The 21,119-nt window shown below is 49.5% G+C and carries 17 protein-coding genes; 16 read left to right on the top strand and 1 reads right to left on the bottom strand.

Annotation, left to right across the window (positions count from 1 at the left end):
- Positions 1-70 precede the first annotated feature (70 nt).
- The 9 genes from essC (at position 71) to NYE54_RS21515 (ending at position 11,177) form a co-directional block, all read left to right on the top strand.
- Positions 71-4,048 (top strand): type VII secretion protein EssC, encoded by a 3,978-nt coding sequence (gene essC, locus NYE54_RS21555; protein WP_339266125.1) that lies wholly within the window; start codon positions 71-73, stop codon positions 4,046-4,048.
- 16 nt (positions 4,049-4,064) lie between these two features.
- Positions 4,065-4,871: a hypothetical protein gene (locus tag NYE54_RS21550; RefSeq protein WP_339266123.1), complete on the top strand. Its 807-nt coding sequence runs from the start codon at positions 4,065-4,067 to the stop codon at positions 4,869-4,871.
- Positions 4,872-4,898: 27 nt separating this feature from the next.
- Positions 4,899-5,411: a hypothetical protein gene (locus NYE54_RS21545; protein ID WP_076322113.1), complete on the top strand. Its 513-nt coding sequence runs from the start codon at positions 4,899-4,901 to the stop codon at positions 5,409-5,411.
- Between the two features lie 157 nt (positions 5,412-5,568).
- A complete protein-coding gene (locus NYE54_RS21540; RefSeq protein WP_006211202.1) occupies positions 5,569-5,844 on the top strand; it encodes a WXG100 family type VII secretion target in 276 nt (91 codons plus the stop codon).
- A gap of 165 nt (positions 5,845-6,009) precedes the next feature.
- Positions 6,010-8,079, top strand: coding sequence for a hypothetical protein (locus tag NYE54_RS21535; RefSeq protein ID WP_339266121.1), 2,070 nt, complete (start codon positions 6,010-6,012; stop codon positions 8,077-8,079).
- Between the two features lie 44 nt (positions 8,080-8,123).
- Complete coding sequence (locus NYE54_RS21530) at positions 8,124-8,876, top strand: vWA domain-containing protein (protein ID WP_076322112.1); 753 nt, start codon at positions 8,124-8,126, stop codon at positions 8,874-8,876.
- A gap of 12 nt (positions 8,877-8,888) precedes the next feature.
- A complete protein-coding gene (locus NYE54_RS21525) occupies positions 8,889-9,731 on the top strand; it encodes a hypothetical protein (protein WP_076322111.1) in 843 nt (280 codons plus the stop codon).
- Between the two features lie 159 nt (positions 9,732-9,890).
- Positions 9,891-10,688, top strand: a complete 798-nt coding sequence (locus tag NYE54_RS21520) for an SDR family NAD(P)-dependent oxidoreductase (protein ID WP_339266118.1) — start codon at positions 9,891-9,893, stop codon at positions 10,686-10,688.
- 108 nt (positions 10,689-10,796) lie between these two features.
- Positions 10,797-11,177: a DnaJ family domain-containing protein gene (locus NYE54_RS21515; protein WP_076322109.1), complete on the top strand. Its 381-nt coding sequence runs from the start codon at positions 10,797-10,799 to the stop codon at positions 11,175-11,177.
- A gap of 124 nt (positions 11,178-11,301) precedes the next feature.
- Here the strand turns inward: NYE54_RS21515 and gluQRS are convergent, their stop codons facing one another.
- Positions 11,302-12,279: a tRNA glutamyl-Q(34) synthetase GluQRS gene (gene gluQRS, locus NYE54_RS21510; protein WP_339266116.1), complete on the bottom strand. Its 978-nt coding sequence runs from the start codon at positions 12,277-12,279 to the stop codon at positions 11,302-11,304.
- A 182-nt stretch (positions 12,280-12,461) separates the two neighbouring features.
- On the opposite strand from gluQRS, the gene hrpB reads away from it, so the two are divergent.
- The 7 genes from hrpB to NYE54_RS21475 all read left to right on the top strand — a co-directional run bounded on the left by hrpB (position 12,462) and on the right by NYE54_RS21475 (position 21,061).
- On the top strand, positions 12,462-14,972 hold the full coding sequence (gene hrpB, locus NYE54_RS21505; RefSeq protein WP_339266114.1) for an ATP-dependent helicase HrpB: 2,511 nt from the start codon (positions 12,462-12,464) through the stop codon (positions 14,970-14,972).
- A gap of 78 nt (positions 14,973-15,050) precedes the next feature.
- Positions 15,051-15,602 (top strand): general stress protein, encoded by a 552-nt coding sequence (locus NYE54_RS21500; RefSeq protein ID WP_215153847.1) that lies wholly within the window; start codon positions 15,051-15,053, stop codon positions 15,600-15,602.
- A 434-nt stretch (positions 15,603-16,036) separates the two neighbouring features.
- Positions 16,037-17,233: an acyltransferase gene (locus NYE54_RS21495; RefSeq protein ID WP_339266111.1), complete on the top strand. Its 1,197-nt coding sequence runs from the start codon at positions 16,037-16,039 to the stop codon at positions 17,231-17,233.
- Positions 17,234-17,537: 304 nt separating this feature from the next.
- A complete protein-coding gene (locus NYE54_RS21490; protein ID WP_071220214.1) occupies positions 17,538-17,897 on the top strand; it encodes a helix-turn-helix transcriptional regulator in 360 nt (119 codons plus the stop codon).
- Between the two features lie 42 nt (positions 17,898-17,939).
- Entirely contained in the window at positions 17,940-18,944 is a 1,005-nt protein-coding gene (locus NYE54_RS21485; RefSeq protein ID WP_339266109.1) for a Gfo/Idh/MocA family oxidoreductase, read from the top strand.
- Positions 18,945-19,141: 197 nt separating this feature from the next.
- Positions 19,142-20,419, top strand: a complete 1,278-nt coding sequence (locus NYE54_RS21480) for an MFS transporter (RefSeq protein WP_339266107.1) — start codon at positions 19,142-19,144, stop codon at positions 20,417-20,419.
- Positions 20,420-20,500: 81 nt separating this feature from the next.
- Positions 20,501-21,061 carry a helix-turn-helix domain-containing protein gene (locus NYE54_RS21475; protein ID WP_076322102.1) on the top strand — a complete coding sequence of 187 codons (561 nt, stop codon included), beginning with the start codon at positions 20,501-20,503 and terminating at the stop codon, positions 21,059-21,061.
- Positions 21,062-21,119: the final 58 nt, after the last annotated feature.

The raw sequence follows: 21,119 nt of genomic DNA, 5'->3' as shown, positions 1-21,119 counted from the left end.
TGGTTTTAATTGAAACAGCAAAATACATAATTGTACATTTCAGACGCTCTGGATTAGGAGGAAGTGACATATGAACGTGTTGTACCAACGTTCGCCGCGTATTAGACCGGCTTTACCCAATGAAGACATGGAGATTCTGAGACCGCCGTCCGAGCCAAGCAAACCGTCGTTTTCGATGATTGCCATCATTATTCCGATTATTATGACGGCTGCGATGGTTGGTTTCTATTTCTATATGAGCGCAAACGGCAAAATGGGGAGCAGCTACATGATACTCACCATCTTTATGATGCTGACTTCCTACACGCTGCCGTTCTTCATGTATTTAAGCAACAAGAAGACTTATCAGAAGAAGCTGGCCGAACGAAATCAGAAGTACCGTGCACAGCTTGACCTGCACCGGGAAGAGCTTAAGGAGCGGCAGGAGGATCAGGTACACATTCTGTTTGATATCCATGGCGATCCGGACGTGTGTTACAACGTTGTGAAGAACCGGAGCAGCAGCTTGTGGGAACGTTCCCCGGAAGATAAGGATTTTCTGGAGATTTGCGTGGGCAAGGGAGAGGTTCCGTTCTACATTAACGTAAAGCCACCCCGTGCGGATGGGTATGACAAGGACCCTCTGATAGAAGCAGCCGAATTGCTGTCTTCCGAATTTCAGTCCGTCGACGATGCATCGATTGCGCTGCCGTTATTCGAATCCAAGGTAATAGGGATCGTAGGCGGAAGAGACCGCGTATTAAATATGCTGCGCGTGATGATGGCCCAAACGGCTGTGCGGCACTCACCCGATGAAGTGAAGATTGCCGCTTTCTACGAAGAGAAAGAAGCGAGCGAGTGGCAATGGCTGCGCTGGCTCCCTCATACGTGGGATGATGATCGTTCCAGCCGCTATCTTGCGGATCGACGGAGCAATGCCCATCAACTTGCCGATGAAATATTTACTCACTTGTACCGGCGTAAAAATAATCGCTCTGAACATGGGAAGAAATCGATTGAGACGCCGGCATACGTGGTGATCTTATCTGCTACCCAATTAATCGAGGAAGAACCGCTGCTGCCTCTGCTGATGGAAGATGCCGAAGCGACCGATGCGGTTACCATCATCTTGTCCGACCGCAAGGAAAGCTTGCCGATGCACTGCCAGCTTATTGTTGAGGTTGACCGGGAGCAGGCAGCGTACACGATTAAGAAAGCGGACGGCACGGTCTCCAAACAAACCTTCCAATCCCATCATATTAGTAGGGAGCAGATTGAAGCCTTGGCTCGATACATGGCGCCGATCCGGCTGAAGCGATCTTCTGCGTCCGATATCCCTAGCGTTTTGGCACTTTTCGAGATGATGGATATACAGAAAATCAACGATTTGGATATGCACAGACGCTGGCAGCAGAACCGATATCCGGATTCATTACCCGTTCCGATGGGTGTCCGGGCGGGCGGAAAGAAGATTAATTTGAATCTTCATGATAAAATAGAGCGTCAAGGTCATGGACCGCACGGTCTGATTGCGGGAACGACCGGTTCCGGGAAAAGTGAGGTTATTCAATCTATTGTGGCCTCCCTGGCCTCCGAGTTTCACCCGCATGATCTAGCATTTATGCTTATTGATTATAAGGGCGGCGGCATGTCCAATACGTTTGTTAACTTGCCGCACGTAGTAGGCACCATAACGAACCTGGATAACAATCTGATTGAACGTGCGAAGGTGTCGCTGAAAGCCGAGCTGGTCCGCCGCCAGAAAATATTGAACGATGCGGGAAATCTGCAGCATATCGACGAGTACTACAAGCTGCTGCGCAATCGCCATGGCGAGCCGCTCCCGCATCTCGTTATCATCATTGATGAATTTGCACAGCTGAAGAAAGATCAACCGGAGTTCATGGATGAATTGATCAGCATTGCCGCTATTGGACGAACACTTGGTGTCCATCTGATCCTTGCGACCCAGAAACCGGCAGGTGTCGTGGACGATAAGATTTGGAGTAACTCGCGCTTTCGGATCTGTCTTCGGGTACAAAGCGAGGGCGACAGCCGTGATATGCTGAAGATTCCGAATGCAGCCTGGATTAACAAGCCCGGACGAGGCTATTTTCAGGTGGGCAGCGACGAAGTGTTTGAAGAAATGCAGTTTGCCTGGAGCGGCGCTCCTTATATTGAAGAAAAGGATACACCAGGCGCAGTGGTTATTCGCGAGGTGCGAATCAACGGGAAGTCGGAGCCTCTGCTTGCTTCTAATCCCTCCCTGGGGGCGCATCTGGAGGTGCCCAAACAGCTCCAGGTGTTTATCGACCATGTGGCTGAGGTGGCCAAGGAGCAAGGGATCGAACGGCTCCAGGGACCTTGGCTTCCACCGCTTCCGGAGAGTCTGGATCTGGAGAGCATACCGTCTGGGACCGAGCTGCAGAAGCAGGATCTGTTCAGTGATTCGGCACTTGTGTCCTATGTTGGGATGGTTGATGATCTGCCAAACCAGTGCCAGAAGCCGCTGATGCTCAATCTTGAGCAAGGCCACTGGGCCGTATATGGCATGCCCGGACTTGGTAAGACCACCTTTATTCAAACGATGCTGATGTCGTTAGCCAATCGGTATACCCCGGACTTTTGGCATGGGTATATCGTGGATATGGGCCGGATGCTGCGGGATTTTGCAGGGCTCCCTCATATCGGAGGAGTCATGATGGCGGAGGAAGAGGATCGTATCAAGCGCCTGTTCCGTTTTCTGACGAAAACGGCGGCGACTCGCAAAGATATGATTGCTGAAGCAGGTGTGAAGACTGTTGCGTCCTACCGCCGGGGCAACACAGGCCCCGTCCCGCAGCTGGTCGTGGTTATTGACGGTTACTTGAATTTCCGCAACTCCTATCCGGATGAGAATGATATGCTTGAATACTTGCTGCGAGAAGGCGGCAGTCTGGGGATTACGTTTGTCATTACGGCGAACCGGATTTCGGATATGTTCGAGAAGGTCCGAAGCAATATCTCGCAAGCAGTATCGTACGAACTCGCCGATCCTGCTGATTACTATTATGCAGTGGGGCGTCCAACAAGAGTTCCCAGCCAGCTTCCTCCAGGAAGAGGATTGGTTAAAGGGCAGGTGCCGCCGCTTGAATTTCAGACGGCTTTGCCGGCTTCCGGTCAGGAAGAGGGGGACCGTTCCGCAGCGCTCCGCGATACGATTCGCACTCACCGGGCAACGTGGCACGGGGAAGAAGCACCACGGATTGAGTCACTGCCGGACAAGATTCCGCTCCATCAACTGCTGAAGGTACAAAAGCCTTATGAATCAGCAGGAATGGTGAAGTTTCGGGTTCCTGTCGGGGTGGCTACGGATGACTTGACCCCTTTTGCTATCAATCTGGAGGATGGACCACATTTTATTGTGGCGAGTCCGATGGAAGGTGGTAAAACATCATTCCTCCTTAGCTGGATGTTATCACTTGCATATCATACATCGCCGGATGAGCTGGAATTATATACGGTAGATACGCGCTATGGAAGCAGTGGTCTGAGTCGGATGAACCATCTTCCGCATGTCCGTGGGCATGCGGAGAATGAGGAAGATTTGGCTCCGCTCATTTCAGGCCTTTATGAACGGGTTCAGACCCGGTCCAAAGACAGTGAAGATCCGACTATCCTGCTTATGATTGATGACGCTGACGTGCTCAGCAAGCAGCTTTCCGATTTCACCTTGAAAGACCAGCTGTCTGCCATCGTCAGACAGGGAAGAGACCGCAAGGTACATGTTGTCATTGCCGGTGTACCGGCCGATTTCCCGACGTATGGCGTCGATTGGTTTACCGATATCAAGGCTGCACAAAACGGATTTTTATTCGGAACATTGGATTCCAACGATTTATCGTTCTTCAGAATTCCTTTTTCCGAATCCACCAATAGTCCTGGAGGACTAAAAATACTTCCGCCAGGACAGGGGTACTATGTAAAACGTAAATTTTCCAGAATAAAAGGCGCAGTTCCGTTCGATGACGAATGGAACGCCCAAAGATGGGTCACAGAAATTCGCGACCGATGGCATGTTGTAGTTTGAGGGGAGGTGGCTCATAATGTTGACAATTCATGCTTCCAAACAAGAAACGATCACGCTGAACGACAAGGAATTTTTCTTCTTGGCTGGAATTATCGGATCGGACCGATTACTTGGTGTTGAAGATCCTTTTGTAGGATACTTAACGGAAGAAATCGCGGTTGAGTGGGAGAAAACCAAACAATCGCTCCTAAGCAAGCAATATTTGATTCAAGAGGAAGGCGGGGAATTGTCGATTCCACCCGAAGTCTTCTCAAGAGTGGCTATTGCCGGACTTGCGGAACGTGCGTGCTGGTTGAAATATGAAAATCAGGATTCGGCGTTTGAAGGATATCTGCATGTTACGGACGAACGGGTAATACAAGTATGCAGAAGCAGCGAAGACAACCGATGTTACCTGCTTAGCGAACTTGGTACTATCGAACAAACCTGCGATCAACTCGTGCAGGATCTGGCCCTAAGCGACCAAAACTGGGGGGATATACCGGCACTACTCCTTAGCCGGAAGGAGTTCGGAGATATTTACACCTCCGTTTCCGAACAGAAGTGTGACGATATCGGCGATCGCTTGGCCAGGTTGACGGATGATGCGGAGGGTTCAATCGCTCTAGCGAAATGTATGAAAAACAAGGTGTCTTCGGGGGAACTCCAGCTGTCGATATGGAACGGAATCAGCTGGGAAAGTCAAAATGCAGCATTTATAGTGAACGAGTCCATGAATTGGCTGCTGCGTATGAGCCTGGAGGGAGACCAGGACTGGTTAACCGCAGCGCCAGCGACTAAAGAGCAGTTTCGTCATATGCTACTCATGTGGCTGAAACAGTAACAGAGCCTGTATGAAAGGTGAGGACCAATGCGTATTTCTGTCGAGCCGGAGTCTCTCCGGACGTTAAGCCGTCAGCTGCAGCATAGTGGCGATGAATATTTAGCGATTACGAGAACGCTCAACCAAGCTATGGAATCACTCGTTTGGGAGACGTCTCTCAAAGCGGCGGTTATTGATGAGTGGCAGTCTGCCCGGAGTCTTGGAGAGCATCTGGGAGCTCTTCTAGCTCAGCTGGGCAAGCATCTTCAAAGCAAAGCCGATCAATTTCAAGAAACGGATCATCAGTACCATACGATTTTGGAGCATGCAATCATAAGTACAGTATCACCGACAGCTCTGTTTGCGGCTTCCGGCATGGAGGGACGTTCATCCATATTACCGGAATATGGCAATTCCTCGACGGTAATATCGAACCCGAGTTCGGTAGCCGCTGCCGTAGGTATGGCCAGTGGAGACAACGGGGATTCGGCTAAACAAGCCGCATTAGCCGGGCAAAGCTGGACCTTTACCGATCCGTCTTCATTTGGTATTGCCAACTAAATTCCTATTCCCTTTGGGATAATCAGGATGGTAAATGTTTCAAATTGGGACGTATAGGGTAACTGGAAATTAGGTCTGAGGACATTTTGATAAACTGAGACTCTTGGGCTAAGATGTCAAGTGTCACCAGAAAACGAATTTCTAGGAGGTTACATAAATGGCAGGACGTATTTTAATTACGCCAGAGCAAGTCGAGCAAGTAGCGAACCAATTTAAACAGAGCGGTGATCAAAGTCAGCAAATCGTTAACAGCCTGACTCAATCGATCAACGGTATGGAAGGTCAATGGGACGGTATGACGAAGCAGCGCTTTTTCCAAGAATTCCAGGAAGCAAGCCGCTTGATGAACTCCTTCGTACAAACGCTTGACAGCATCAGCAATGAGCTGAAAGCGATCGCTCAGAAATTCCGTATGGCTGACGAATCTCGTTAATACCCATTCGGAGACTTTTGCTTTATAATAGTTTAATAGGCAGAATAAACCGGGTGGAAGACAACCCGGTTTTCTTGCAATTTTGGATGTTTAGAATATAACAATCTGGTTAATAGAGTAGAGAGTTATATAGTTAGGTAACGGAGTTAAGAGAGGATGACGTTCATGACATTTCAGCCAAACCCGGGCGATGGGATTGTTGTAAATGGAACGGCTTATACAGTAGGGCAGCATCCCGCAGCGCCAGGCGTAGCCTACGCCCAAGCTGGGCGGCAGGGAATCGTCTATCAGCTGCTTCCTGTGGATGGGGAGCTGCATGAAGCCAAAGCACTAAAGGTGTTTTTTCCTAAGTTCAGAATTCCGGCTATGGTGTACCAATCCGAGCATATGGGGAATTATCGCGAGATACCGGGTTTGCAGGTAAGTAGTCGAGAGGTGCTCACTCCCGAAAGAAACGGAGATTTGATAGCGGAATATCCGGATTTGCTCTACGCGGTCATCATGCCATGGATTCATGGATGTACTTGGTTTGACGTAATAAGCGATCAGCGTAATCTGGGACGTTCTGAAAGTCTGATGCTTGCCAAGGCATTGGCAGCCATCGGTTCAAGCATGGAGCAGCGCGGATTAGCACACTGTGACCTGTCTGCGCCCAATGTCATGCTTCCGTTTTTTTCGGAAGTGAAGCTGCCGGAAGGCGCTGCCGCCGTTGAGCTTGTCGATGTGGAGCAGATGTACAGCCCCAAAATGGATCGACCTGATGTTTTGCTTGCTGGCTCTCCTGGATATGCGGCTCATCGAACGGTACATAGCGGGTTATGGAGTGCGTATGCCGACCGTTTCGCGGGCGCTGTTATCATTGCGGAAATGCTGGGATGGAGCGATCCGGCTATCGTTAATCGGGCATGGGGCGAAAGTTATTTTGACCAGCATGAAATGCAGACTCCGTGCGAGCGTTATTTTTTACTGAAAAAGTCGCTGGGTCAGCGTTGGGGTACACGGATTTCGGATCTGTTCGGCAGAACCTGGGACAGTCAGGATTTGAGCAGCTGTCCTACCTTTGGTGAGTGGCTGATTGCATTATCCTCATTAAGTGAGGAAGAAGTGGTGGAGGAAGTATCAGCCGCTGCAGCCGCTGCAACTGCCCATGACGACCATTCGGATGAACCCCGTTCTGAAACTTCCCAAGAGGTGCCGGCTGAGATTATGGCATCGCTTGGAATTGAGCCAGGCACCCGAGAGGTCAACGACAGTGTGGTTGGACGTTTGTTTCATCAGGCACGTGATCTGGAGGATGCGGGCAATCTTTCCGGTGCGTTGGAAATATTCCGCTCCGCGTATCATTTTGTAAAAAAGGATAGTCCGCTTGAAGTGGAGCTTGCCGCCGCTATACAGGGGCTCGAGGAGCAGCTTCGTCCGGCTGAAGAATCATCCAACAAAGGCATTAAAGCACTATTGTTATCCCGCAAATTCATGCTCTCGGCCGCTGCGGCTATCGTCATATTGGCAGGTTCTGCGATTACGGTGAACCAGATTTTGGCGGAGAAGGCAGAGAGCCGTCAGTTGGATGCCCAGCGATTAGCCGAGCAGCAAGCGCAGGAGAAAGAAGCAGCTGCCCGCAAGCAAGAGGAAGAGACGCGGAAGCAGCAGGAAGAGGCGGCTCAGAAAGAAGCAGAATCTAAGAAAGCGGAAGAGGAGCGCTTGAAGGCAGAAGAGGCCAAGAAGGCTAAAGAAGCTGAGCAGGCGCTGAAGGAACAGGAGAAAACCGAGCTTCAGGCAAAGTATGAGAAGCAGGCGAAATATGAAGCTTACCTGGCATCGCTAGAAGAGAAGAAAAAGAAGCAAGCATTGCAAGAGAAATATGATAATCAAGTCAAGTATGAGGCGTACTTAGCCCAAATGGAAGAGAAGAAGAAAAAGGCGGCCCAGGAAGCAGCGGCTGCCAAGGCGGAGGCAGAGCGTCAGGCGAAAGCCAAGGCTGCCCAAGAGGCCCAAGCCGCAATGCTTCAGAAGCAGCGTTCCCAAAACGTTGTAGAACTGGTTGCCCTATATAATAAGGCTTATAATGCGCAGGTAGCCGGCAACAAAGACCGCGCCAAGAATGCCGCGCGTGAGTTCATAGAGCTGTATAACAACGATAAAGCCTATTATAAGACGGTTGGTAAAATGAGCAGCCGCCTTAATAATCTGCAGGAATTCATAAGTAACGACAGTCACTGGATACCAAAACTATAAAGAAGTAAACATGACGAAAATGCAGGGGTGAATGTTAATTCACGATGAACTATACCATTCAAGCATCACAGCGCACGCCAGCGCTCATTATATATCTGATTGATATCAGCGCGTCTATGAATATGCTGATGGAGGACCGCAGGCGGATCGACGTCGTATACGAAGCATTGTCCTTGGCCATTCGGCAAATGGTGTTTCGCTCCACCAAAGGGAATCGGCTGACGCCGAGGTACCGGATCGCCATTCTTGCTTACAGCGATGATGTCTATGATCTGTTAAACGGGATCAAGGGCATTGACGAAATTGCAGCGATCGGATCGCTTCCGGACTTAACGCCTAAACGGTTCTCCGATTCGGCGAAAGCGTTCCTTCAAGCCGAGAAAATTCTGCAATCGGAGATTCCGAATATGCAGGATTGCCCTGCACCGCTTGTGTGTCATATGACGGACGGTGTAGCCACGGGAGAGGATCCGGAACCAATTGCTCGCCGCATCATGAACATGAGCGTTCCGGACGGCAACGTGCTCGTGGAGAATATTTTCATTTCCGATCATCTGATGAGCCAGCCGATATCCGAACCGCGCCGATGGAAGGGGATTTTGGCTGATACATCGCTTGAGGATGAACATGCGCGCAAACTTAAAATGATGTCTTCCGTTCTTCCCGAAAGCTATCGAGAAATGCTGCTTGAGGCGGATTATCAACTGAGCCCGGGAGCCTTGATGATGCTTCCAGGCACTTGCTCTGAGCTGGTGTCCATCGGTTTTCAGATGTCAGCTGCCACGCCGGTAAGGTAAGAGGTCACAAAGATGAAGCGATCATACACGAGAAGCATGGAATCGTTGGGAATTCGTAAGCGGAAGGCTCAAGCAGCGTCGTTTTATTACGAGAGCAAGCAGACCGTGGAAGAACCGATTACGAAGATTAAAGATTTGTTCACATGTCGTTATGCGTATGGCAGAGCGGCAGAATCTGTCATGCTCTCCGAGATGGGTCAGGATTTCATTGCGTTAAAGATGAATGAAGATGTGTGCCATTTTGTACTGTGTGATGGTGTCGGATTGAGTTATCGAGGCGATGTGGCTTCACGTCTGCTGGGTCAGGGGTTAATGAACTGGCTGGAAACGGTGGAGGAACTCACGAGCGCATCGCTTGAACGCAAACTGAAGGAACTCACCCATGAAGCCGATCGGGAAATGCGGACGCATTCGCTGAGTTCCGAAACGCCAAAGCTGCTTCGTGAAGTACTGGAGGAGAAGCAGCGCAAGGGAAGCGAAGCCATGTATATTTGCGGTCGCATAGAGCTCTCTTCGGGTTTTCGTCGCAAAGGAAGGCTGTGGCTCGCATGGCAGGGTGATTCCAGGGTACGCTTGTGGCGCAAGGAAGACGAGATCACCTCGGTATTCGGAGATCGTTTCCGAACGTCGGAACGCTGGTCTTCCCGAAGTGGACCGATCGGAGGCAGTCCTCATGTGTTCTCGTGCAAATTAGACCCGGAGACCGAATATCGGCTTCAGCTATACAGCGATGGGCTCAACGATCTGGACCCGATGAAGGAGCCGATTCCCGATGAGCAGGTGCAAGTATTAATGAATGCTCGCCATACGGACGGTCTGGAAGATGATGCTTCGTTTCTGGAGATTGTATGGTAGGTTCCCAAGAAGTATGGTATGATAAACGCTGAGTCGGACCCAAGGGTCCGGCTTTTTTGTGCAAAAAATTAGAAATCATGATTATAAAACAACTCCTTTTGGGTAATCTTGTGACAGATGAATGCATAACGGATGACGATAAAAAGGAGCGTGTTGATAATGAATGAAGTGCACGGACGTTTTCATGGGAGAACAGCGATCATTACCGGAGCCGGATCAGGCATCGGAAAAGCAGCGGCGATTCACCTGGCGAAGGAAGGCGCAAACGTTGCCTTATTTGATCTCTTGGATGACCGAACGAATAAAGCGGAATCGGAGATCAACTCGATTCGGGAGGGTTCCGCCAGAGCTTTTGACGTGGATACCACAGATCCTGACCGGGTGGAGAAGGCGGTCCTCGAAACGGTGGAGATTTTTGGCGGTGTGGATATCGTATTCGCCAATGCAGGGATTAATGGCGTGATGACGCCAATTGATGAAATGAAGCTGGAGGAATGGACCAAGACGCTGAACGTGAATTTGAACGGTACGTTTCTGACGGTCAAATATGCGATTCCGCACCTCAAGAAACGGGGACAGGGCAGCATTATCATTACCAGCTCCGTCAATGGCACCCGAACCTTCTCCAACTTTGGGATGAGCGCTTACAGCACAACCAAAGCGGGACAGGTGGCTTTTGCGAAGATGGCTGCGCTGGAGCTGGCAAAATTCAAGATCAGGGTTAATGTAATCTGCCCCGGCGCAATTTCTACCAACATTGATCAAAGCACGAAGAAGCAGGGCGATCTGGAGGAGATCGTGATTCCGGTGGAATATCCGGAGGGGAGCCAGCCGCTGTCTGACGGTCCGGGTACGCCTGAAGAGGTCGCGGATTTGGTGGCGTTTCTCGCTTCCGATCAGTCGAGACATATTACAGGAGCTCAAATATTCATAGATGGAGCCGAATCGCTGTTGTAAATGAGATCAGTTGAACCCCCAAAGGTTCCCTGCATTTAGAACTTGGAATATAAACTGCGCTGCTATATGATGAGGAGGACGAAGGGAAAAGGAGGAGGCTGGATAATAATGAGCATCTTTTCCAGATTGGCTGAGCAGAAGATTGAAGAAGCGATCCGTAACGGAGAGCTCGATCATTTGCCTTTTGCCGGGAAGAAACTTCCGATCGACGATCTTTCGCACATTCCGGAAGATCTGAGAATGTCCTACCGCATCATGAAAAATGCGGGTTATGTTCCTGAAGAAGTTACACTTCGCAAGGAATGCGTTCAGCTGTATGACCTACTCGGTGCAGCCCAAAACGAGGGTGAGCAGGAGCAGCTTCAACGCAAGCTGAATGAAAAGCATCTAAGACTGCAATTGCTGATGGAACAGCGGGGCCTTAGTGGTAATAGCGCGTTTACACAGTATGAGTCCAAGGTCAGGGAACGATTAACCCATGAGGAATAACAGAACAGCGCCAGCCTTTCTTCTCTTTTCGAGAATGATAGTGCTGGCGCTGATTGTTTGTCGGGATGTGAAGGAACGTAATTTGAATAATGCTCAATGAATCCCTTATTTCGGTGAGCCGTACTTAGGATTCAAACAGCTGATTTTTGACATGATCCGTCAGTTTTATCGGGGCAGAGGATACTTTTGATAAGTCAAAAACGGGAATTAGATCCGCAGGGCGAACGGATTCCAAATGATCCAGAAGGCCGGCGGTCCAAGCCAGCCAGCCGATGATGCGTTCGGGCATCAGGCCCTGGCCGCGAAGAAATGAGAGGCTAAGTCCGCGGGTTCTCTTAGCGAGCCTTCTGCCTTCCGCATCCACCATCAGCGGGGTGTGCGCAAACTGTGGCGGGTGGTAGCCTAATGCTTGGTATAACAGAAGCTGACGTGGGGTGGAGTCCAGTAGATCGGCTCCTCGGAGTACATGCGTTATGCCCATTAAGGCATCATCCACGACTACCGCAAGTTGATATGAGATAATATCGTCTGCCCTGCGAACCACAAAGTCTCCTCCATCGGATAGCCGATAGGACTGCTCTCCGGCGATGCCATCAACAAAGGAAACGATCGTTTGCGGTACCTTCATCCGCAGTGAAGGTTTCTTATGAAGCTCTCTAAGCACCGCTTCCTCCCGAGTTAAATCTCTGCAAGTTCCCGGGTAGCGGAGGCCTTCCGATGCAATGCCGTGCGGTGCGCTGGCTGCAGCCGTGATATCGGCCCGACTGCAATAGCAGGGGTATAGTTTATTCGATTCCTTCAGCTTGCTGATTTCCCGCTCGTACAGCGCTTGGCGTGCCGCCTGATGATAAGGTCCATAGGCACCGGCCATACCAGGACCTTCATCCCAATCCAAACCGAGCCATTCCAGATCTCTCATAATCTCGACGGCAAGCTCCTGTCGGGAACGCTGGACATCGATATCTTCTATTCGGAGTATATATTGGCCGTTCATACTCCTTATTTGCAGCCATCCAAGTAAAGCGGTCAATGCATTGCCGATGTGCATTTTGCCTGATGGCGTAGGGGCAAAGCGACCGCGAAATGTGGCATGCAACTCCATACAGTTCACCTTCTTGACTCCATGAATCTTGATGTTCACTTGGGAATGATATTCATATTGTAGCGCAATTATATCGATACTTTCCAGCCGTGGCGAACAAGGAGCTCCCCTTGACGAACATCGGGTGTTTTATATAATTAAGGGATTATATTGATATTTAATAGGATAACGGAGATGTATCCATGACTGAATTACCGATTCACCGAATACTTCCACAATTGAAAATGGCTTTATCTACTGGGACCCATGCGGTTTTGATCGCTGAACCGGGTGCAGGCAAGACGACCCAGGTGCCCTTAGCATTCCTGAATGAACCCTGGCTGGAAGGCAAGCGGATCATCATGTTGGAGCCCAGAAGGATCGCAGCCCGCTCGGCCGCGAGTTACATGGCATCCTCTTTAGGAGAGGCAGTTGGTGAGACGATCGGATATCGCGTCCGAATGGACAGCAAGATCGGGCAGAATACGCGGATCGAAGTTGTGACGGAAGGCATCATGACGCGCATGCTGCAGGATGATCCGGAATTAACCGGCATTGGTATGATTATATTCGACGAATTTCATGAACGAAATTTGCAGGCCGATACCGGCCTGGCTTTTGCGATGGAATCCCAGTCGGTGCTGCGGGAAGACTTAAGGCTGCTCGTCATGTCTGCTACCCTTGAGGCCGCACCAGTAGCGAAGCTTCTTGGCGATGCACCGATCATCGTTAGTGAAGGGCGTGCTTTTCCAGTGTCTACTCACTATTTGCGCTCATTCTCTCTCGAAGAGTTACATAAAGGTGCTGCGAGTGCCATCATGCGGTCACTCTCCGAACAGGAAGGCGATATCCTAGTATTTTTGCCGGGCGCCCGCGAAATCAGGAGGACCGCTAACGAATTATTAAGAATGGGTTTAAGGGAAGATGTCGTCATTCGAGAGTTATACAGCGCACTTCCCATAGAGAAGCAGGATGAAGCGATTAGACGCGATTCGAATGGCAGGCGTAAAATTGTACTCTCCACAAGCATTGCCGAGAGCAGTATTACCATTGAGGGGATCATGACCGTTATTGACAGCGGTTATATGCGGACGGAGGTGTTCTCGTCGAGAACGGGACTGCCGCAATTGATTACGAGACGGTTATCCCGGGCATCCGCGGATCAGAGGAGGGGAAGGGCTGGACGTGTATCTGCTGGTGTATGTTATCGCTTATGGAGTGAGGAAGAGCATCGCCATCTGCCGGAAAGTACCATTCCGGCGATCCGTGAATCCGATCTGACGCCGCTGGCCTTGGAATTGGCAGTATGGGGGTCGCGCGACCCGGAGCAGCTTGCCTGGCTTGATGTGCCGCCTCGACCAGCTCTTACGCAAGGGCAAACGTTATTGAAGCAGCTGTCGGCTTTGGATGATTCGGGCAGTATTACACAGCATGGCCGTGAGATGGCGCTTCTCGGGCTTCATCCAAGGCTGGCCCACATGCTGCTGAAGGCACAAGAACTAGGCGAGGCATCGCTGGCCATCCGAATGGCTGTACTGCTTCAGGAGCGTGATATCATGAGCAGAGGTGAAGCCTTAAGGGATCAGGATATGCGTTCGCGCGTGGAGCGGCTTCTCGCGTATGAACAAGGTGGGCAGCGGTTCGCCGAACAAGATATGTCCAATGAAGCCGTACTACAGCGGATGAAACAAGAGATTAGGAAACTGCATACACAGCTAAATATCACATATACAGTAAGCGGGGATCTGAACCTCTGTGGACTATTACTGTCATTCGCCTACCCGGATCGGATCGCAAAGAACAGGGGAGGAACCGGGTTCCTTATGCGAAGCGGCAGAGGTGTGAAATTGGTGTCGGTACAGCCTATGAGCCGTGCCCCGTATATTGTGGTCGCTGCAGTTGATGATCAAGGCGCGGACGGGAATATTCAGCTTGCCTCTGAAATGGATGAATTATGGCTCGATAAGTATTATCATGGCGAGATGGAACAGCATAAAGAGGTCGTATGGGATGCTGCTACCGGCAGCATCAGGGCGAGACAAAAGCAGATGCTTGGAGCGATCGTGATCAAGGAGCAAGCCTATTCGAATCCAACTGGAGAGGAAATAGCGCTAGCCTTGCTGCAAGGGATCAGGCAAGAGGGCCTTGGATTGTTACAGTGGAGCAAGGCAGCATTGCAGCTGAGAGAGCGGCTGGCTTTTATGTTCCGACATGATCCCGAGGGGAATTGGCCTGATGTTTCGGACGAAGGCCTGATGAATCAGGCGGAGGAGTGGCTGCTCCCTTATTTGGACGGGCTGCGGAATCGAAATGATATGAGACGTCTTGCTCCGGGAACGCTCTTGGAGCATATGCTGAGCTGGGAGCAAAAGCAGCAGCTTCAGAAGGAAGCGCCAACTCATATCAGGGTACCGAGCGGGTCCTTGATCCCAATTAACTACAGTGACCCTGAACAACCGTTCCTGGCTGTTCGCCTGCAGGAAATATTCGGACTTCAGGATACTCCGCGAATTGCCAATGGACGGGTTGCGTTGACCTTGCATTTGTTGTCACCTGCACAAAGGCCCGTTCAGGTAACCTCGGATCTATCCAGTTTCTGGCGCAGCGGCTATTTCGATGTGAAAAAAGACTTAAAGGGAAGATATCCTAAACATTATTGGCCTGATGATCCCATGGAGGCGACTGCAACCCGTCGGATCCGGCCCAAGGCTTAACAGAGCAGCGCCACGTTTAATTTCACCTTCCGTCGGGTAATGTTAAATATGAACGACCACCGATGAGGAGGGTTTATCATGGAGAAGAAAATTGTTGGAGTATTCCGTTCGGAACAGGAAGCGGCTCAAGCCATCGAGCAGCTTCAGCAGCATGGGATTCCGAATGATGCCATTTCGATTATAGCGAAGGATAAACGCGAAGCAGACATGATTGCTGAACAGACGGGAACGATGGCGCCAGAAGGAGTAGCTGCAGGCGCAGCAACAGGCGGCATACTTGGGGGTACGGCAGGTTTGCTGGCAGGACTTGGGGCTTTGGCTATTCCCGGCATCGGTCCGATTCTTGCCGCAGGACCTATTGCAGCGACGCTTACCGGCGCAGCAGTGGGTGCGGGAGCCGGGGGGCTGGTCGGTGGTTTTATCGGCCTTGGCATCCCGGAAGATGAGGCGAAAGAGTACGAGTCCTATATAGAGCAAGGACGGATTCTGGTACTGGTTGACGCTGATCAAGAAAATACAGGCATCTACGATATATTCCGCGATTATGATTATAGAAACGAGGGTCGTGCCGGTGCGGTTGATCTGGATCGGGACGATATGCTTCCGCCGCGAGGCACTACGCTGCTGTAAGGAAACAAACCCGGTTCTCATTGGAACCGGGTTTTATATTGATATCAATCGCGGTCTGTCTTCTATGAAGGTTCATCGACAGACGTATTTCTTTTTGATATCTGAAAACCTTTTTATAATACATAAACTCATGACGGATTATCACATGCGAACAAACGCAGTGCGTCGACATTATTGGCAGGAATCATCATAGGCGTGGGTCTCACACGACAGTCAAGATAGAGATTGATGAAGCAAAGAAAAGTCTGGAGTACCCCAAAGCTAAACTTGTTCATCTAGAAGTCCAAGTGGCTGAGTTGCAGAAGTAAATAACAAGGGGACCTTCTTCGAGGGTCCTTAACCTCAGGATCAGTAAATAATTGGATTACCCGATTCAGGGCAGTGTCCCTTACAATGAGGAGTGTTCACACGAAGTCAGACGAAGGGGGAGCAGTATGCCCAAAGAAAGAATACCGGAAATTGAGCGCTTGCGGGGAATTTCTTTCCTGGCTGTAGTCTTACAGCACTCCATCGCGCACTATTCTGTCGCGCCGGGAATGACGACAGGCGATGGTTTGATGATGGCAGTTCTTCTGATGGTGACGAAATTTGCTGTGCCCGTCTTTATTTTTATTACTGGCATGGTGCTGTTTTATAACGATAAAGGTCAACTGTATTACGGAAAGTTCATCAAGAGGCGTTTTGGTGATATCTACGTTCCGTTTGCGGTATGGACCTTGATTACTTTATTGATCAATCATAAGTTTAATCCCACTGTAATTGAGGATTGGAAGTATCTTGGGGAAGTATGGTTAACCGGGAAATCGAGCTCGCATTTTTGGTACATCATTATGCTGTTTCAATTCTATTTGCTGTACCCGCTGTTCCGCTCCGCTATATTAGGAATAAAGAAGCTATGGGGCTGGCAGACGCAGCTTACGATATTGATTGTATCCGGGTTATTGTACGTGGGTTTAACAGGAATTATCAATGATATTGGCCAATGGATGGGAAGCCTGAATATCCCGGTATGGAGTGAGCTGTTCACAACCTACGCAGATCGAAATGCACTCTATTATTTCTTCTATTTTGCGCTGGGGGCGGCGGCCGGATTATACCATGACGCTTGGAAAAAATGGCTGCAAAAGGCACGGCCGGCGATATGGCTCGCCTTCGCATTTTTGTTCGGATGGATGCTCATCCAGGCCGTTAATGAAATCCGTTCCGCCGCGAATGGCGCGATCACATTCTATTCCTTATCGCTGCTTCGCCCGATGATGGCACTTTTTCTGATTAGCTCTATATTGGTCATGTACGATGTGGCTGGTTGGATATGTCGTCATGCCGGAGCGGGAGCGAATGCGCTTCTGACCTCCATTGGGCTCTATTCGTATGGTGCTTACCTGATCCATCTATTAACACTACGTATGAGCTATGCAGTCGACGAATCTATGCTGATCAGCATGCACCCTCTGGTTCGTATACTCTCTTCATGGATCATCAGCGTGGGCGTGGCTTATGGTGCCACTCGCCTGCTAGCCAAGCTGCCGTTCGGGAAGTGGCTTGTCGGAATCGCTGGAGCAAGAAAAAATCGCGGGGTTCGCCCATACGGCAAATCGCGTCCAAACACCGGCACATCCACCGGGATGTGAAGAATTAAACCCACCCTCCGAGGGTGGGTTTTTTCATGAAACCAATCCTTCGATCCACCAACCACCCAAAAAACAGCAGATGAAAAACCAAACACTATATAATTTCATTATATGAAAAATTCACAATAGTATAAACACTGACTCTCTTGCATCATTCTTCTTCATCCAAGACCCAACCACGTTTCAATCTATGCCTTCTTGGTTTAAAAAGAGGGGGATGCTTCCTATTGTGCAAACTGGGAAACTGTGGGTTATAATTAGGTATATTATGGGACAAGTAGCTCGTGAAGGAGGAGGCGTCCAGATGGCATTTATGATCGCCCAGCGTGCTTTTATCAAAGTATATCTCATTACCATGGTGGAGCAGCAGCGCGGATATGGATATCAGATGCTGGAAGAACTGCGGCAAGAATTCAAGAGCCATGGATATTCACCGCCGCAAAGCGAAATTTACCGGGCTCTGCATGAGTTGGTGCAAGAAGGTGTATTATACCGTACCAAGCAGCTGAAAGGGAATGATCCGCGGGTCGATTTTCAAGAAATCGTTCTTTATCATTTTACTGATGACGGTGCCGAGAAAGCTAAACTCTACAAAAAACAGGTTAAAACAGATTTGGATCGGTGTTTGGGGATTCTTCATAAAGCGGTCAACGATAATTTTTAAAAAAACATCTGAACGGAATGCAGCCAAAGGAGGAATGACCTCGTGAGCAAGAAATTGCGCTTTGGAATTATGAGCACTGCTCGGATTGCAAGAAATTCAATGATACCAGGCATATTGAAATCGGAACGCTGTGAAGTCGGGGCGGTCGCTAGCCGCAATGCAGACAAAGCAAGTGAGCTCGCGGATCGATATCATATCGGGAAATACTACGGATCTTATGACGAGCTCCTGGAAGACCCCGACATTGATGCGGTATATATTCCTTTACCGAATCACCTTCATAAACCTTGGACCATCAAAGCGGCGCAGGCCGGCAAGCACATCTTATGCGAGAAACCGGCAGCCCTGACCGAAGCGGATGTCCGTGAGATGGCTGAGGCTGCTAAAGCACACAACGTGCTGTTCGCGGAAGCCTTTATGTACCGATATCATCCGAAACACGCGCGTGTTCGCGAAATCATCGAAAGCGGCGAAATCGGCCAGCTGCGCGGAATTCACGGATCGTTTACCTTCAACAATGCGGAGGATAAAAGCAATGTTCGTTACAGCAAGGATATGGGCGGAGGTTCAATCTATGACGTGGGATGCTATCCCATCTCAGCGGCGCGCATGATTTATGGTCAGGAACCCAAGGCTGTAACGGCCCATGCTTTTTTCTCTGAGGAGCATGACGGTGTGGACATGATGGTCCACGGGATGGTGGAATTTGACGATGGACTGGGACTTACATTTGAGTGCGGGATGTGGACATATTCCAGATGCTCTTTAGAGATCGCAGGAACGGAGGGCAGGATTGAGCTTCCTTCTGCCTTTGGATGGGAGCGCATGGAGGACATGGCCCAGATCTGCGTTCATACGGCCAAGGGATCCCGTGAGGAGAAGGTAGGGATTTACAACCACTTTGCATTGCAAGCGGATGCGATGGCAGCGGCCGTGATGGACGGAACGCCGCTCCCTTATGGTCCGGAAGATGCCATCAGCAATATCAGAGCCATTGAAGCGTGCCTTAAAGCAGCCAGATCCTCATCGCGAGTGGTTATTAAATAAAGAAGATAACGCTGTCAAAATAATCGTTAGACTCAATAAATCGCCGTGATGGCGATTTATTTTTTTTTACCTATTGCATTCCTCTTCAAAATCATTAAAATAAGCTTAACGATAAAATAATTTTAACGTAAATATTATTTTAATGGACTGAAAAAGTTTAATGTAATTATCCATTTAACGAAGAGGAGAAAGAAACCATGCAAAATGCCGCTGTTCTGGAAAAGCAAGGCTTTGGTCAGCTCTTGAAAATTCGCCCGTACTTGATTTATTTATCTGCCCAGGCTATTACCCGATTCGGAGATTCCCTGGATTCCATCGCTTACAGCTGGATGGTCTATATGCTCACAGGTTCCGAACTGTTAATGGGTACATTGTTCGCCTTTAATTTTCTGCCCGGGTTGTTTTTCAGTTTGTTTACCGGCACCTATGTCGATCGCTGGCCGAAGAAACTCGTCCTGGCACTAACCTATCTCAGTCGCGGTATTGTGGTTTCGCTAACGGCCTTACTGTACGCTGTAGGTTCTCTTGAAGTCTGGCATTTGTTCCTGTTCACGTTTCTAAATTCAACTCTGGAATGCTTCTCCAGACCCGCCGAGACCTCCATCGTCCCCCGGCTGCTTCCCAAGGATAAACTGCTGGCAGGCAATTCTTTCTCAACTTCCGTAAGTCGGAGCGCTGAATTAATCGGTTTATCCATCGCCGGTGCCCTTATTGCTCTGATCGGAATTTCGGGGACAATCTTGATTGATGCTATAACGTTTCTAATTGCAGCAGCTATTATCGCTTTTATGCCGAATCCGGAGGCAGCCGAACAGGCTGAAGCCAAGGAAACCTCCGCACGGCCAGAGACAGAGATGAATAAAACGGTGTTCGGCGATATTAAAGAGGCTCTTCTTTTTGTGAAGCAGCATACGCTGCTCCTTATAACAACCGTGCTTGCCATGATCAATAATTTCTGTTTGGCCCCCCTGAACGTACTGCAGCCGGTCTACGTCAAAGAGACCTTGGGTGCAGGACCCGGAGGTCTGAGCGTTTTAGGAACGGGCCTCCTGATCGGTATGATTTGCAGCGGGTTATGGATTGGACGTTATGGGAAGAGCTTCAAAAAGAGCACGTTGATCATGTCAGGGTCTATCATGCTCGGAATCGGTTATTTTGCGTTAGGGATTCCAGGGCATCTGCCGGCATGGCGCGTGGAGTCTGCGGCGGTCTGCATGTTTGTTGCCGGATTTGCCGTCTCTTTACTTAGTGCCCCTATCTCGACGTATCTGATGGAAGTAACGCCTCGGCATATGCTCGGCAGAATAGGTGCCCTTATGGCGGTGGCGTGCACGGCTGCCATTCCTGTGGGAAGCTTGATTACCGGAGTTGTAGCGGAGCATTACTCTCCTCCCATTCTGTATTCGATCATGGGAATTGTCATGATACTGCCCGTCATATTCCTCATTCGGAAGAAGAGTTTCCGTGCCATTTAAATCCTTCGCATTTTGTAATTTCGATACTCTCGGCCTATAATGAAAAGAAGTGAAAAATAACATGAAGCTGAGGTGTACGGTGTGGAAACGAAGGAACTGACTACACTGGAAGAGATCAAAATATATTCAGATCCATATCGGCTCCAGATTTTGAATGTATTGAATAAGATGGACCGTCCGGCAACAGTAAAGGAAGTCGCGGACAATATCGGGGATGTGCCTGCTAAAGTTCATTATCATATGAAGAAACTGGAGCGAATCGGAATGGTCAAGATCGTTTCCACGAAAGAGATCAACGGCATCATTGCTAAGTATTATGAACCTTTTGTCGGGACGGTAAAGATCAAACGCGGAGCAAATTCCGAGGAGCCGGTGATCAAGGAATTAATTCGAACCGAGACGAACAAACTATTATCGGAGTTGTTTGACCAGAATAGAGACCGTTTCTTCAAAAATATGAGTCAAGAGGGCGAAACGACGTCCATGTTGACCAATACAACCTTGTATATGAGCGAGGAAGAAGCGCGTGAATTTTTTGTTGAACTGGATAAAATGTTGACCCCCTATAAAAAGAAACGCGGTGAAGGTTACGACGAATATGAGTTTTTTGCTTCGAATGTTCGGACTCATAAAGAAACTTGATCACGGAAAACAAGCTGGTACCTAACGTACAGGTACCAGCTTTCCCTTCTATTTAACT

The organism is Paenibacillus sp. FSL K6-1330 (assembly GCF_037976825.1).
Classification (GTDB): Bacteria; Bacillota; Bacilli; order Paenibacillales; family Paenibacillaceae; genus Paenibacillus_AQ.
Note: the sequence above shows the minus strand (reverse complement) of the source record. Positions and strands in the feature narration are given on the sequence as shown.